The 13,882-nt window shown below is 77.4% G+C and carries 15 protein-coding genes; 6 read left to right on the top strand and 9 right to left on the bottom strand.

Annotated features, from left to right (window positions below; genetic code table 11):
* Positions 1 to 98 precede the first annotated feature (98 nt).
* Positions 99 to 1,031, top strand: a complete 933-nt coding sequence (metF, locus tag ACWIZO_RS23640) for a methylenetetrahydrofolate reductase [NAD(P)H] (protein ID WP_448640038.1) — start codon at positions 99 to 101, stop codon at positions 1,029 to 1,031.
* Here metF and ACWIZO_RS23635 read toward each other — a convergent pair.
* A complete protein-coding gene (locus ACWIZO_RS23635; protein WP_448640037.1) occupies positions 1,028 to 1,669 on the bottom strand; it encodes a hypothetical protein in 642 nt (213 codons plus the stop codon). The genes metF and ACWIZO_RS23635 overlap by 4 nt on opposite strands.
* Before the next feature lie 43 nt (positions 1,670 to 1,712).
* Between ACWIZO_RS23635 and ACWIZO_RS23630 the strand changes: the two genes are divergently transcribed.
* Genes ACWIZO_RS23630 through ACWIZO_RS23620 form a run of 3 tightly spaced genes read left to right on the top strand, consistent with a single transcriptional unit; the run spans position 1,713 to position 4,539 of the window.
* Positions 1,713 to 2,816 (top strand): transcriptional regulator, encoded by a 1,104-nt coding sequence (locus tag ACWIZO_RS23630; RefSeq protein WP_448640036.1) that lies wholly within the window; start codon positions 1,713 to 1,715, stop codon positions 2,814 to 2,816.
* Positions 2,813 to 3,730: an ABC transporter ATP-binding protein gene (locus ACWIZO_RS23625; protein WP_448640035.1), complete on the top strand. Its 918-nt coding sequence runs from the start codon at positions 2,813 to 2,815 to the stop codon at positions 3,728 to 3,730. Before ACWIZO_RS23630 ends, ACWIZO_RS23625 begins: the two co-directional genes overlap by 4 nt.
* Entirely contained in the window at positions 3,727 to 4,539 is an 813-nt protein-coding gene (locus ACWIZO_RS23620; protein ID WP_448640034.1) for an ABC transporter permease, read from the top strand. Before ACWIZO_RS23625 ends, ACWIZO_RS23620 begins: the two co-directional genes overlap by 4 nt.
* Before the next feature lie 45 nt (positions 4,540 to 4,584).
* Here the strand turns inward: ACWIZO_RS23620 and ACWIZO_RS23615 are convergent, their stop codons facing one another.
* On the bottom strand, positions 4,585 to 5,442 hold the full coding sequence (locus ACWIZO_RS23615; RefSeq protein ID WP_448642993.1) for a metalloregulator ArsR/SmtB family transcription factor: 858 nt from the start codon (positions 5,440 to 5,442) through the stop codon (positions 4,585 to 4,587).
* A gap of 168 nt (positions 5,443 to 5,610) precedes the next feature.
* The gene (locus ACWIZO_RS23610) at positions 5,611 to 6,429 is read right to left on the bottom strand and encodes a lipase family alpha/beta hydrolase (protein WP_448640033.1); all 819 of its coding nucleotides are present in this window, start codon (positions 6,427 to 6,429) and stop codon (positions 5,611 to 5,613) included.
* A gap of 68 nt (positions 6,430 to 6,497) precedes the next feature.
* Here ACWIZO_RS23610 and ACWIZO_RS23605 point away from each other — a divergent pair, with 68 nt between their 5' ends.
* Positions 6,498 to 7,181 (top strand): CDP-alcohol phosphatidyltransferase family protein, encoded by a 684-nt coding sequence (locus tag ACWIZO_RS23605; RefSeq protein ID WP_448640032.1) that lies wholly within the window; start codon positions 6,498 to 6,500, stop codon positions 7,179 to 7,181.
* A gap of 80 nt (positions 7,182 to 7,261) precedes the next feature.
* Positions 7,262 to 8,239 carry a carbohydrate kinase family protein gene (locus tag ACWIZO_RS23600; RefSeq protein WP_448640031.1) on the top strand — a complete coding sequence of 326 codons (978 nt, stop codon included), beginning with the start codon at positions 7,262 to 7,264 and terminating at the stop codon, positions 8,237 to 8,239.
* A 51-nt stretch (positions 8,240 to 8,290) separates the two neighbouring features.
* Here the strand turns inward: ACWIZO_RS23600 and ACWIZO_RS23595 are convergent, their stop codons facing one another.
* Genes ACWIZO_RS23595 through ACWIZO_RS23570 form a run of 6 tightly spaced genes read right to left on the bottom strand, consistent with a single transcriptional unit; the run spans position 8,291 to position 13,794 of the window.
* On the bottom strand, positions 8,291 to 8,968 hold the full coding sequence (locus tag ACWIZO_RS23595) for a flavin reductase family protein (protein ID WP_448640030.1): 678 nt from the start codon (positions 8,966 to 8,968) through the stop codon (positions 8,291 to 8,293).
* 18 nt (positions 8,969 to 8,986) lie between these two features.
* A complete protein-coding gene (locus tag ACWIZO_RS23590) occupies positions 8,987 to 10,087 on the bottom strand; it encodes a glycosyltransferase (protein ID WP_448640029.1) in 1,101 nt (366 codons plus the stop codon).
* On the bottom strand, positions 10,084 to 10,902 hold the full coding sequence (locus tag ACWIZO_RS23585; protein WP_448640028.1) for a carotenoid biosynthesis protein: 819 nt from the start codon (positions 10,900 to 10,902) through the stop codon (positions 10,084 to 10,086). The genes ACWIZO_RS23590 and ACWIZO_RS23585 overlap by 4 nt, the downstream gene beginning before the upstream one ends.
* A complete protein-coding gene (locus ACWIZO_RS23580; protein WP_448640027.1) occupies positions 10,899 to 12,539 on the bottom strand; it encodes a phytoene desaturase family protein in 1,641 nt (546 codons plus the stop codon). The genes ACWIZO_RS23585 and ACWIZO_RS23580 overlap by 4 nt, the downstream gene beginning before the upstream one ends.
* Before the next feature lie 2 nt (positions 12,540 to 12,541).
* Positions 12,542 to 13,132, bottom strand: coding sequence for a GNAT family N-acetyltransferase (locus ACWIZO_RS23575; RefSeq protein WP_446761256.1), 591 nt, complete (start codon positions 13,130 to 13,132; stop codon positions 12,542 to 12,544).
* A 14-nt stretch (positions 13,133 to 13,146) separates the two neighbouring features.
* On the bottom strand, positions 13,147 to 13,794 hold the full coding sequence (locus tag ACWIZO_RS23570) for a YbaK/EbsC family protein (RefSeq protein ID WP_448640026.1): 648 nt from the start codon (positions 13,792 to 13,794) through the stop codon (positions 13,147 to 13,149).
* Between the last annotated feature and the right edge of the window lie 88 nt (positions 13,795 to 13,882).

The following is a 13,882-nucleotide window of genomic DNA, read 5'->3' as shown; positions in this document are numbered from 1 at the left end:
CTGCCGCTCGACTGCCGTCCCGGGTCGTCCTGCCCGGAGCGCCCGCTGCGGACGCGGGCGCGGGGGAGCGGGCGGTGTCGCACGTACCCTCGGACCCCGTGACCCCAAGCGTCCGCGAGCTGCTCGCCTCGTCGCGGCCCACCTGGTCCTTCGAGTTCTTCCCGCCGAAGACGCCCGAGGGCGAGGGGCAGCTGTGGACGGCGCTGCGGCAGCTGGAGCGGCTGCGCCCGTCGTTCGTGTCGGTCACCTACGGCGCCGGCGGGTCCACCCGCGAGGGCACCGTGGCGGTCACGGAGCGGATCGCCACCGAGACGACCATGACGCCGCTGGCGCACCTGACCGCCGTCGACCACAGCGTCGCGGAGCTGCGGCACGTGGTCAGCCGGCTGGCCGCCGCCGGGGTGCGCAACCTGCTCGCACTGCGCGGCGACCCGCCGGGCGCCGACCCGCAGGCGGAGTGGGTCAAGCACCCCGAGGGGCTGGAGTACGCCGCCGAGCTGGTCGGGCTGATCCGCTCGATGGGCGACTTCTCCGTCGGCGTCGCGGCCTTCCCCGAGCGGCACCCGCGCTCGCCGGACTTCGACACCGACGTCGAGATGTTCGTGCGCAAGTGCCGCGCCGGCGCGGACTTCGCGATCACCCAGATGTTCTTCCGCGTCGAGGACTACCTGCGCCTGCGCGACCGGGTGGCCGCCCGCGGCTGCGACGTGCCGGTCATCGCCGGCGTCATGCCGGTGACCAACGCCCGGCAGATCACCCGGATCGTGCAGCTGTCGGGGCAGGCCTTCCCCGAGGAGCTGGCCGCCCGCTTCGCCGAGCTCGACGGCGACTCACCCGAGGCGCGCGCGGCGGTGCGGGCCTACGGCGTGGAGGTGGCGACGGCGATGTGCCGGCGGCTGCTCGACGAGGGCGTGCCCGGCATCCACTTCATCACCATGAACCGGTCGACGGCGACGCGTGAGGTGTTCACCAACCTCACCGACGCCGGGACCGGGACGTCGGTGCCCTCGACGCTGGCCGCCATTCCCTAGACCGTCACCGGGCCGCCGGTCTCCAGCAGCTCCGTGGTGCGCCGGGCGGCCTTGCGCAGCGCCTCCCGCTCGGCGGCGTAGCCGCCCAGGACGCCGACCAGCGGCAGGTTGGCCAGCGCCCGGGCGCCGAGCCGGCCCTTGGGACGGGCGTCGAGGGCCTCGTCGATGCGGCCGAGCAGCCGCGCGGCCCGCCAGACGGTGCGCGCGGCACCACCCACCCCGGCCCGCTCGTCGCGGGCGCCGAGCGCGGCCTCGGTGTAGGTGCCGCGGACCCGCTCGAGCAGCGGGCGCACCCGCTCGGCCGGCAGGTCGCGGGCGAGCAGCACCCGGGCCAGCAGCGACACCCGCTCGGCCGGGTCGGTGACGCCGTGCTCACCGGCCACCCCCAGCACGACCAGCGACTGCACCGCCGTCCCCACCGTGTTCTGCAGCGGCAGGACGTCGGCGAGCCGCCCGACCAACCGCGGCAGACCGCTCGCGACCGCGGCCACGCGGGACGCCCGGTCGGCCCACCAGGCGTCGCGGTCGGCGGGCGGCAGCTGCGGCGGGCGGCCCAGCCGCTGCACGAGGGGACCGGTCAGCCGGTCCAGCCGGCGCAGGACGTCGACGACGACGGCGTCGCTCAGGGGAGGGGCCATGGGAGCGGGCTACCCGTGGCGGGGCGCTCGTACCGTGGCGCGCATGTCGGGACACGGGCGCGCCCGCCGGTGGGCGGTCGTCGTCGCGCTGCTCGCCGTCCTGGCCGCGCTGCCGGCGGCGGTCGGCGCGCTGCCCGCCGACGACGCCGACCTGTCCGCGCCCGGCCTGCGCGACGCCGTCCTGGCCAGCGCCGGCGTCGGCTTCTCCGGCTACGCCGTGTCGGCCGGCGGGCTGAGCCTGCCGGTCAGCGACCAGCTGCCCGCCGTCGCGGACCTGCTCAGCGACCGCACCACGATGCGGGTGTGGTGGCGGGGGCCCGACGAGCACCGCGTGGACGTCGTCAGCGCGGCGGGGGAGACCGGCGTGCACGTCGACCCCGCCGGCACCTGGACCTGGGAGTACGAGTCGGCCACCGCCCGCCGCAGCGACCCGGCTGCGCTGGCGCTGCCGGCCCCGCCCGACCTGGTGCCCGCCGCGCTCGGCCGCCGGCTGCTGTCGGAGGCGACCGACGGCGAGCTCACGCGGATCGGCGCCCGCCGGGTGGCCGGCCGCGACGCGCTGGGCCTGCGGCTGGTGCCGGCCGCCCCCGCGGCCTCGGTGGCGCGCGTCGACGTCTGGGCCGACGCCGCGACCGGCCTGCCGCTGGCCGTGGAGGTGGTCGCCGACGGCGCGGCCGTGCCCGCGCTCGACACCCGCTTCCTGGACCTGGACCTGGGTGCCCCGCCGGCCGCCGTCGTCGCCTTCGCCCCGCCGGACGGCGCGCGGGTGCTGCCCGGCGAGGACACCGGGGGCCTGCTGCGCGAAGCTGCTGACCGGGAGCTGTCCCCGGTCCGGCTCCCCGCCGAGCTGGCCGGCCTCGCCCGGCGCGAGGTGGCCGGGGCCCCGGCCACGGTGGGCCTCTACGGCAGCGGCGTGACCCTGCTGGCCGTCGCCCCGTTGCCCGGCCGCCTCGCCGCGGGTCTGCGCTCGACGCTGGCCGCGGCGCCGGACGCGGTCCGCGACGGGTCCAGCACCCGCATCACCGCCGGCCCGCTCGGGCTGGTGCTCGTCGAGCCCCCGCGCAGCGGCGCCTACCTGCTCGTCGGCACCGTCACCCTCGACGCCCTCGCCGACGCCGCGCGGGCCCTGACCGGGGCGCCGTCGTGACCTCCGTGATCGTCACCCGCGGGCTGGTCAAGCAGTTCGGCCGGGTGCGCGCGGTCGACGGCATCGACCTCGACGTCCGCGCCGGCGACGTCTACGGCTTCCTCGGCGCCAACGGCTCGGGCAAGACGACGACGGTGCGCGTGCTGCTCGGCCTGGTGCTGCCCACCCGCGGCGAGGTCGAGCTGCTCGGCGGGCGGATGCCGCGGGCCGGCCGGCGGGTGCTGCCCCGGGTGGGTGCGCTGATCGAGGGCCCGGCGCACCACCGGCACCTGTCCGGGGCGGCCAACCTTGCGCTGCTGGACGCCGCCGGCCCGGGCGGGTCCCGCCGCACCCGGCGGCGGCGGATCGCCGAGGTGCTCGACCAGGTGGGCCTCGGCGGGGTCGGCCGCCGTCCGGTCGGCGCCTACTCGCTCGGCATGCGCCAGCGGCTGGGCCTGGCCGGCGCGCTGCTGCGCCGGCCGGAGCTGCTCGTCCTCGACGAGCCGACCAACGGCCTGGACCCGCAGGGCATCCACGAGATCCGCGAGCTGCTGCTCGAGCTGCACCGCGGGGGGACGACGGTCTTCCTGTCCAGCCACCTGCTGGCCGAGGTCGAGCAGCTGTGCACCCGGGTGGGGGTGCTCGACCGCGGCCGGCTGGTGCTGCAGGAGGACATGGCCCGGCTGACCGCCCCGACCGGCGCCACCGTCGTCGACACCCCGGCGCCCGAGCGGGTGCGGGCGCTCCTGGACGGGCGGGTGCTCGCCGCCGACGGCGGCCGCCTCGTCGTCCGCGGGGCCGACCCGGCCGAGGTGAACGCGCTGCTGGTGGGTGCGGGGGTGCCGGTGACCGGGCTGGCGCTGCAGCGGCCGACGCTGGAGGAGGTCGTGCTGGCCGCCGCCGGCACCAGCGCCGACCGGGTGGAGCGGTCGTGATCGGCGTCGAGCTGCGCAAGACCTTCGGCCGGCCGCGGACGTGGACGACGATCGCCGTCCTCAACGCGCTGCCGGTGCTGGTGGCCGTGCTGCTGCGGCTCACCGACCTCGCACCGCGGCCGGGCGAGGGGCCGCCGTTCCTGTCGGCGGTGCTCACCAACGGCGCGCTGTACCCGCTGGCCGCCCTGGCGATCGTGCTGCCGCTGTTCCTGCCCATCGCCGTCGCGGTGGTCAGCGGGGACGCCGTCGCCGGGGAGGCCCAGGCCGGCACGCTGCGCTACCTGCTGGCCCGACCGGCCGGGCGCACCCGGCTGCTGGTGGCCAAGCTGGTCGCAGTGCTGGCCTTCGTCGTGGTGACCGTCGTGGTGGTCGCCGCGGTCGGCTACCTGGTCGGCCAGCTGCTGTTCGACGCGCAGCCGGTGGCGGGTGGGACGTCGGTGTCGGGCACCTCCCTGACGGCGGAGGAGCTGGCCGGGCGGACGCTGCTGGCCATCGGCTACGTCGCGGTGTCGATGCTGGGCGTCGCGGCGTTCGGGCTGTTCTTCTCCACGCTGACCGACTCGCCGCTGGCCGCCGCGCTCGGCGCGCTCGCGGTGCTGGTGACCTCCTCGCTGCTGTTCACCCTGGACGCCGCCTCGCCGATCGCGCCCTACCTGCCCACCCGCTACTGGCTGGCCTTCGTCGACCTGTTCCGCGACCCGGTCCTGTGGCGCGACGTCGTCCGCGGGCTGGCGCTGCAGGGCGTCTACGTGGGCGTGCTGCTCACCGCCGCGTGGGCGAACTTCACCACCAAGGACATCACCAGCTGACCGTCCGCGCCGCCGGTCGTCGTCCGAGGAGGGCCGCGTCGCCGGTCACGCCCGCACCGGCATGTCCCAGGGGGCCTGCGGCAGCACCTCGCCGGTCTCGAGCAGCGACTTGAGGTTGGCGAGGACCGCCGGCCAGCCGTGCGAGACCTCCCGCAGCGCCGTGGCATCGGCCAGGTTCTCGTGGGTCACGGTGAGCCGGACGATGCCGCCCTGCTCCTCGAGCAGGAAGGTCACCACCGAGTCGCCGCCCGGCGGCTGCTCGCCGTCGGCCGCGCCGAAGGTCAGGACCAGCCGCCGCGGCGGCTCGCTCTCCAGCACCCGGCCACCGGCGTCGGCCGCCCCGGACCCGTCGGTGCGCCGGTGCTCCCACCGGCTGCCGGGCCGCCAGTTCGAGACGTTGGCGTGGCCCCAGTAGCGGGCGGTCAGGTCGGCGTCGGTGAGGGCCTGCCAGACCTGCTCGGCGCCGGCGCGGACGTAGGTGACGTAGACGTAGGTGGGGACCGGTGCTGCCGTTGCGTCCGTCACGGCGTGCTCTGCCACGGCGTGCTGTGTCCTGGCGTGCTCGGTCATGGCCTGCTCCTCTGCTGCGTCGCGGATGGCGGCCAGCGCCTGCAGGCGCGGCCGGTCGAACGCCGAGATCCAGCGCTCGCCGATCTCGGAGATGGCGGCCGGGTTGAGGACGTGCAGCCGTTCGCGCCCGCGGCGGACGACGGTGACCAGGCCGGCCCGGACGAGGACGTCGAGGTGCTGCGTGGCCGACTGCCGGGCCATGCCGGTGCGGGCGCAGAGCTCGCCCAGCGTCTGCCCGTCCTGCTCGCGCAGCCGGTCGAGGAACAGCCGGCGGGTGCGGTCGGCGAGCGCCTTGAACACCGCGTCGGGGTCCGGTGGGGCCACGAGCAGCATCGTGCAGGTGATCGCCTGCACGTGTCAACGGGCGCCGTCGTCCTCCCGCACCGCAGCGCGTCCTCCCGCACCGCAGCGCGTCCTCCCGCACCGCAGCGCGTCCGCCCGCACCGCCCACCGTGAGGGAGGACGCGCCATGATCAGGTCACCTGATCGTGGCGCGGCAGGTCAGCCGCCGAGACGGGCGCAGTCGGCGGGCCCGAGCTCCACCGGGTCGCCCGGCGCCAGCTCGGCCAGCACGATCGCCTGCACCAACGGGGCGCGCGGGAGGTCGCCGTGCGCCACCCGCGCCGAGGGGCACACCGACTGCACCTCGAGGTTCAGCGCGCCGTCGAGGCGGGCGGAGTCCGGCGGGGTCACCGTCTGGTCCTGCGCCGTCCAGACGGACACCCAGGTAGGCCCGGCCGGCGTCTCGTCCCCGGCGTTGAGGTCGGTCAGCAGGGGGCTGTCGGTCGCCAGCTGCCGGCACGCCTCGGGGCACTGGCCGGGCAGGACGTCGCCGGCGAGGTCGGCCAGGGTGGTGCCGTGGTGCGGCGCGCCCAGGGTGAGCACGCGCCGGGCCACGTCGGCCCCGCCGTCGGCAGCCCACAGCCGCGCCACCACCCCGCCTGCGGAGAACCCCACGACGTCGACGCTGCCGGCGCCGGTGCGCTCCCGCGCCGCCTCGACCGCGGCGTCCAGAGCGCCGGCCGAGGCGGTGAGGTCGCCGGTGCCGCCGTCGGGGACGTCGACCACGGTGGCGTCGCGCCCCTCGGCGGCCAGCCGGTCGGCCAGAGACGTCAGCAGCCGGCCGTTGCCGCCGTAGCCGGGCACCAGCAGCACGGGCCCGGGCTCGTCCTGCGAGACCGGCACGGTCGGCGCGCCCGGTGCCGGGTCGTCCGCGCGGCCGGCCAGGACCAGGGCCGTCGCGGCGACGGCGGCGACGACCACGAGCGCGAGCAGCGCGAGCAGCAGCCTGCGGCGGGCGGGGGACAGGCCGGCGAGCACCGTCCCACTGTCCCCGCTCTCGCCCCGGGGCGGCCGGGCTGGTGGACTGCGCCGGTGGGAGCCCGGCCGTGCTGAGCCGCGAGGAGTACCTCGCCGAGTGGTCGCGCTGGCACGGCGGCACCGACCCGGCGCACAGCCGGCTGGTGCACGGCTGGCTGTCGCTGGCCTACGCGCTGGCCCGGTCGGTGGCGTGGCTGCCGCCGCTGGGCGCCACCCTGCTGGGTCTGCTGGTGGCGCTGGCCGCGATCGGCCCGGCGGCCGCCGGCGAGGCGTGGCTGGTCGCGGCGGGACTGCTGGTCGGGCTGTCGGGGCTGCTGGACTCCCTCGACGGGGCCCTGGCGCTCGCCGGCGGGCGGGCCTCGCGGCGCGGGTACGTCCTCGACTCCGCGGTCGACCGGCTCACCGAGGCCGGCTACGCGCTCGCCCTCTGGGTCGCCGGGGCGCCCGGCTGGCTGGCCGCGCTGTTCGGGGCGCTGTGCTGGCTGCCCGACTACCTGCGTGCCCGCGCCGGTCAGGCGGGCGTGGCCGAGACCGGGTCGATCTCGGTGTGGGAGCGGCCCACCCGGGTGGTGATGACCGCGCTCACCGTGGGCGGGGCGGGGATCGTCGCCGTCACCGGGCTGGGGGAGCTCGCCGGCGTCCCCGACGCCCCCGCCGTCGTGGTGACCGCCGGTGCGGCCGTGGGCGCCGTCCTCGGGGCGGTGGGCACGGCGCAGCTGGGGTTCTCGCTGCGCCGGGCGCTCGGGGAGTGAGCGACGCCGGGGCGCGCACCGGCCCCGACGCCTTCTAGGGTTGCCCTGCTCGCGTCCCCGCCTGCTCCCGAGGAGCCCTCGTGCCCGTCGTCGTCACCGGCTCCATCGCCACCGACCACCTGATGACCTTCCCGGGCCGGTTCACCGACCAGTTCGTCGAGGGGCAGATGGAGAACGTGTCCCTCTCCTTCCTCGTCGACGACCTCATCCAGCACCGCGGGGGCGCCGGGGCGAACATGGCCTACGGGCTGGGACTGCTCGGTCTGGCCCCGGTGCTGGTCGGCTCGGTGGGCAACGACTTCGCCGACTACGACGCCTGGCTGACCCGCCACGGCGTCGACACCCGGGACGTGCGCTGGTCGGAGCTCAAGCACACCGCGCGCTTCGTCTGCACCACCGACGCGGTCAACAACCAGATCGCGTCGTTCTACTCGGGGGCGATGTCCGAGGCCGGGCAGATCGAGCTGGCGCCGGTGTGCGAGCGCGTCGGCGCTCCCGACCTGGTGGTCATCGGCCCCAACGACCCCACGGCGATGGTGCGGCACACCCAGGAGTGCCGGGAGCGCGGCTACGCCTTCGCCGCCGACCCCAGCCAGCAGCTGGCCTGGGCCGACGGCGCGATGATCCGCGACCTGGTCGACGGCGCCGACCTGCTGTTCACCAACGAGTACGAGTCGGCCCTGCTCATGCAGAAGACCGGCTGGGACGGCGGCGAGATCCTCGCCCGCGTCGGCACCTGGGTCACCACGCGGGCGGCCAACGGCGTGCTGGTGCGCGCGGCGGGGGCCGACCCGATCGAGGTCATCGCCGTCCCCGAGACCAAGCCGGTGGAGCCGACCGGCGGCGGCGACGCGCTGCGGGCCGGGTTCATCGCCGGCCGCACGTGGGGGCTGAGCCTGGAGCGGGCCACCCAGCTCGGCTCGGCGGTGGCCACCGAGGCCGTCGAGGTGGTCGGGACGCAGGAGTACGAGCTGCGCCGCGAGCCGTTCCTCGAGCGCTTCGCCGAGGCCTTCGGCGACGAGGCCGCCGCCGAGGTCGCCGCGCACCTGCCGGCCTGACCCCCGAGGCGGAGGAGGCGATCCCTCCGTCCGCGGCGCCCGGGACGTGGGTCACGCTTCCTGTGCCTCGTTGCGGACCTGCTCGCCGATCGAGGGGTCCTCCGCCCACGCCCGGTAGGGGATGCGCGGGATGGTCAGCACCTCGCCGATCGTCGACCACTCGTTGCCGCCGAGGCGGGCCAGCGGGCGCAGCTCCTCGATGCGCGGCCGGCCGTCGCGGACGGCGCTCTCCCAGACGCTGATCCACTCCACCCGCCCGAAGACGACGGTGCTGTCACCCAGCCGCAGCATGGAGTGCAGCGTGCACTCGATGCTCACCGGCGACTGCGCCACGCGCATGGCCGCCACCCGCTCGCCGGGCTCGAGCCGGACGCCGGCCTGCTCGGCCTCGCTCTGGTCGGGCGGGAAGTCGGTGCCCGTGGCGTTGGCCTGCTCGAACAAGGCCTCGGGGACGAGGTTGACGGTGAAGTCGCCGGTGGCCTCGACGTTGTTCAGCGAGTCCTTGCGGCCCACCGAGGTGAACTGCACGATCGGCGGCTGCACGCAGGCGACCGTGTAGAAGGAGTGCGGTGCCAGGTTGTGCACGCCCTCGGCCGAGCGGCTGCACACCCACGCGATCGGCCGGGGGACGACGACGGAGTTGACCACCCGGTAGAAGTCGCGCGGGGCCATCGCCGCGGGGTCGAAGGTCGTGCGGGGGCGGGAGTCGGGGGAGCCGGCCGAGGTCACGCCCCATCCTGGCCCGCGTCAGCCCACCGCGCGCCCGCGCCAGGTGAGGGTGCCCTGCCGGTGACCTGCTACCGACCCCACCAGCAGCGCGTCGAGGGCCAGCAGCGACACCGGGTGGGCCAGGGCGTCGGGCCAGACCCGCCCGCCGGTGACCGCAGCGGCCACCGCTCGCCCGGCCACCCCGGCCAGCCAGCCGGCCAGCCCGGCGCGGGAGCCGCGCAGCGCGGCCAGCGGCGGCACCACCCCGACGGCGGTGAGCACCGCGGCCGCGGCCAGCCCGGCAGCCGGCGACCCGCCGACGGAGGCCCACAGCGACTTGCCGTACCCCTCGCGCATCGCGGCCCAGCCGTCGTACATCCGGCACTGCGCGAGGGTGGTGCCGGCGGCGGGCACGGCCCGCCCGCCCGAGCGCTTCACCGCCCGGGCCAGCGCGACGTCCTCGACCACCTCGTCGCGCACCGCCGCGTGCCCGCGGGCGCGCAGGTACCCGCGGCGGGTCAGCGCGAGGAACTGGCCGTTGGCCGCGGTCAGCGACGGCCGCGGGGAGCGCTCGGCCACGCGCAGCGGCAGGGTCGTCATCCACAGCCACGGCGACAGCGGCTGCACCAGCCGCTCGGCCAGGGTGCCGGCCACCGGACGCGGCCAGGGCGAGACCAGGTCCAGGCCGTGCGCGTCGAGCAGCCAGACCGCGGCGGCCACGGCGTCGGGGGCCAGGCGGACGTCGGCGTCGACGAAGACGAGGTACCCGTCGTCCTGCGCCGTCCGCGCGCCCACCCAGCAGGCGTGCGGCTTGCCCAGCCAGCCCGCCGGCGGGGGTGGGGCGGTGACCAGCCGCACCCGGGGGTCGGCGACGGACCGGACGACGTCGGCGGTGCCGTCGGTGGAGCCGTCGTCGACGACGACCACCCGCAGCCGCGGCACGCCGCGCGAGGCCAGGACCGCGGCCAGGCAGCCGCCCACCTGCGCCGCCTCGTCCCGCACCGGGACGACGACGGTGACCGGCCGGGCGACCTCGGGTGGGTCGGCCGGCGCGCGGCGCAGCAGGCCGGCGTTGACCGCGGCGTGCGCCGCTCCGGCGACCGCCAGGCCGGACAGGACCCGGACGACCGGGCCGCTCACCGGCGGCGGGCCTGCACCGCGAGCACCGCCAGCACGACCGCCGACAGCGCCGCCCCCCAGGCCGCCGATCCCGGCAGGTCGAGCCAGACGGCGTGGGCGAGCGCGCCGCCGGCCACCATCCAGGCGATGACCAGCAGCGGTGCGGCGTCGACGACGTCGGTGCGCCGCCCGCCGGGCCGCGCGGTGCGGGCGACGGCGAGGTCGAGCAGCGTCATGAGCACCAGCCCGGCCAGCAGCCAGCCGCCGAGGTTGGTCAGCGGCACGGTGTCGATGCCGGGGAGCCCCGGCCGCGGCTGTGCCCAGATCCAGTAGCCGGCCTGCACGAGCTGCGGGTCGAGCACGACGTCCCACCCGGCGAACACCGCCGCGGCGACGACGACCCGCGCGGCACGCCGTCGCCCGGGCCGGACCCGGCGGGTGAGCACGGCCGCGAGGACCCGGCTCGGCCAGGCCATCATCAGCCAGGCGAGCGGCACGAGGAACGGGACGCCGAGCAGCGTGGGCCCCAGCGCGCCGCTGTAGCCGTAGGGCCCGTAGGGGAACCCGGTGGCCAGCCCGACCGCCTCGAAGACGACGGCGGTGACCGCCACCAGCGCGAGCAGCGCCACCCCGGTCCGTGCGCCGTGGGCCGCGGCCGCCGACGTCACCGACACCGCCGACCCCAGCAGCACGATGGTCCAGGAGACGGCGTCGCGGCCGCCCCCGTCGGTGAGCGGGTAGGCGATGGCGGCCAGCACGAGCGCCACGGCGAGGACCAGCGGCAGCCGCGCGGCGGGTGCCGGCGCCCACCGCGCCGCCGCCGTCGCCGCGCTCACCGTGAGCGGGCCGCGCGGACCGCCCGGCCCGCTGCGGCGCGCGCCCGGGCCAGCGGGCGGCGGTCGGCGAGCACCGCGCGCGCCGCCGTCCGGCCGGAGTTGCCCGACACCCCGCCGCCGGGGTGGGTGGAGGCGCCGGCCAGGTAGAGACCCGCGAGGCCGGGCACCCGGTAGCCCGCCAGCGCCGGCGTCGGCCGGAAGGCGAACATGCTGGCCAGCCCCATCTCCACGTGCATGACGTTGCCACGCAGCAGCGACAGTTCCCGTTCCAGCAGCAGCGGCGTCTGCACGTACACCTGCTGCACCGAGTCGGCGAAGCCGGGGGCGAAGCGGTCGACGGCGTCCACCAGCCGCTTCGCCTCGGCCTCGGCGAGGTCGTCCCAGTCGCCGCCGTCGGCGAGGTCGTAGGGGTACCACTGCCCCCACACGGTGACCACGTGCTGCCCGGGCGGGGCGAGGCTGTCGTCGCTGGCGGAGAACGACATCGCCAGCGGCACCGGCTCGCGGGGCAGCCTGCCGGCCAGCCAGTCGCCGTGCGCGGCGGCCAGCTGCGCCCGGTCGGTGCACAGCAGCTGCAGGCCCGCCGCCGACACGGCCGGGTCGACGCCGGGGTAGGCCGGCAGCGCGTCGGTGAGGCAGCGCAGCACCAGGCCGAAGCCGTTGCCCACCGGCGGCGCGGCGCCGGCCAGCGCGGGCGGGGCGGACTCCCCGGCGAGGTCGCGGGTGGCCAGCACGTGGCAGGCGGCGACGACGACCGGCGCGGTGAGCCGCCGTCCGGAGACGGTCTCGACGCCGGTGACCCGCTCGTCGTCGACGAGCAGCCGCGCGGCGCCGTCGCCGAGGGTGACCCGCCCGCCGTCGGACTCCAGCCGGCGCCGCAGCGCCGCGGTCAGCCCGCCCGAGCCACCCACCGGGTGCCCCGGCGGGACGTCGTGCAGCAGGGCGACCCAGGCGACCATCGCCGCGGTGCCCGGCTCGCTCATCGGCGGCCCGGACTGGGCGCCGAACCAGGCCAGCGCCGCCTTGAGCCGCTCGCTGCCGAACCAGCGGTCGAGCAGCGCGTCGCCGGAGCCGAGGAAGTCGACGGCGAGGTCGCCGCCGGGCGTACGCGGGGTGTCACCGGTCGGCGCCCCGAGCGGCCAGAAGGCGCGGGCCAGCCCGAGCGGCGTGGGACGGCGGCCGAAGGAGTCGACGACGGCGCGGCTGCGCGGCCCCCAGACGCCGACGAACCGGCGGTAGGCGGCCGCGTCGTCCTTCCCGCAGGCGGCGGCGATCGAGGCGCAGGTGGCGTCGAGGTCGACGGAGAGGACCAGCGGCCGGCCGTCGGGACCGGGATCGCCGGGGACCGGCGCGGGCGCGAAGCCCCACGGGTCGCAGTCGAGGTAGCGCAGCCCGGCTGCTGCGAGGTCGAGCTCCTCGACGACGCCACTGTGCCGGACAATGACGTGCGCGCTCGAGCCGCGGTCGACCCGGACGCCCGGCCAGCGCTCCACCGTGGACACCGCCCCGCCGAGGACGTCGTCGCGCTCGACCACCTCGACGGTGAGCCCCGCGCGGGCCAGGTAGCAGGCGGCGACCAGCCCGTTGTGCCCCGCGCCGACGACGACGGCGTCGACGGCCCGGTCCGGCTCCCGCACGCTCAGGAGCCGGGGACCGGCCGCAGGGGCAGCCGGGCGCCGAGGATGGCGAAGGGGCGGGAGTCGCCGGGGAAGTGGTGTCCGCGGGCGAGGTCGACGAACCCGTCGGCGTGGTACAGCCGGAAGGCCTTGGTGTCGGCGTCGGGCGTGGACAGCAGCGCGGCCGGCGCCGGGACGCCCTCGACCAGCGCGTGCAGCAGCCGGCGGCCCAGTCCGCGGCTCTGCGCCTGGGGGTGGACGTGCAGCTCGCACACCTCGAAGGCGCCGGGCAGCCAGCGCTTGGCGGTGCGCCGGTCCAGTGCCGCGCGCACCTGGTCGTGCCACCACTGCCCGGGGGCGACGAGGTAGCCGTACCCGAAGCCGACGAGCTGCTCGCCGGACGGCGCGTCCGTGGTGGGCGCGGCCGCGAAGGCGCCGACGGCGCGGAACCCCGGGCGCTCGGTGTGCTGGACGGCGTAGCCGTAGCGGCCGGCCACCACCGAGGCGTCGTAGCCCATCGCCTCGCCGTAGATGGACAGCGCCTCGTGCATGTGGTCGCGCAGCCAGCCGACGGGGAGCTCGGTCACCCGCGTCGCGGGTGTCGTGCCGGTCACGGTTCCCTCCTCGCTCACGGAGCCACCGCGGCGGCGGGGCCGGAGGTGGTCTCGGTGCTGGTGGTCTCGGTGGCCACGATCCCGGTGCGCCCGATCCCGGTGCGCCCGATCCCGGTGCTCGTGGCCCCGGTGCTCGTGGCCCCGGTGCTCGTGGCGTCCTCCGCCCGGGCGGCCTGGGTCGGGCCGTCGCCGACCTCGGCGGCGGTGCCGGCGGTCAGCCGCAGCAGCTCGTCGTAGGTGGTGGGGAAGACCGCGGACGGGTGCCCGGCCGCGGCCCAGACGCGCTCGTGGCGGGCCAGCTCGACGTCGACCAGCGTGCCGATCGGCGCGGGGTGCCCGAGGGGGGACACCCCGCCGATGGGCTGGCCGGTGTGCTCGCGGACGAAGTCGGCCGAGGCGCGCGCGACCCGGGGGACGCCCAGCAGCGCGGCGACCCTGGCGACGTCGACCCGGTGGGCGCCGCTGGTGAGCACCAGCAGCGGCGCGCCGCCGACGTCGAACACCAGGCTGTTGGCTATCGCCCCCACGGGGACGCCCAGCGCCGCGGCGGCCTCGGCGGCGGTGTGGGCGCCGGACGGGAGCTCGTGGACCCGCCCGCCGGCGCCCGCCTCGGCGAGGAGGTCGGCGAACACGGCCACCCGGGGGTGGGTGGGGCGGCTCATGGGGCCGATCCTGCCACCGCTGTCGGTGCCCCGCCGTACCGTCCCGCGCGCACGGAGGGGCCCGGAGGGGGAGGTGGCGAGGCGGTCC

This window comes from Geodermatophilus sp. URMC 63 (genome assembly GCF_053502565.1).
Note: the sequence above shows the minus strand (reverse complement) of the source record. Positions and strands in the feature narration are given on the sequence as shown.

Coding starts and splice junctions, on each gene's coding strand:
- ACWIZO_RS23635 (WP_448640037.1), bottom strand. CDS start 1,669: ATGGCCCCTCCCCTGAGCGACGCCGTCGTCGTCGACGTCCTGCGCCGG.
- ACWIZO_RS23615 (WP_448642993.1), bottom strand. CDS start 5,442: ATGCTGCTCGTGGCCCCACCGGACCCCGACGCGGTGTTCAAGGCGCTC.
- ACWIZO_RS23630 (WP_448640036.1), top strand. CDS start 1,713: ATGTCGGGACACGGGCGCGCCCGCCGGTGGGCGGTCGTCGTCGCGCTG.
- ACWIZO_RS23570 (WP_448640026.1), bottom strand. CDS start 13,794: ATGAGCCGCCCCACCCACCCCCGGGTGGCCGTGTTCGCCGACCTCCTC.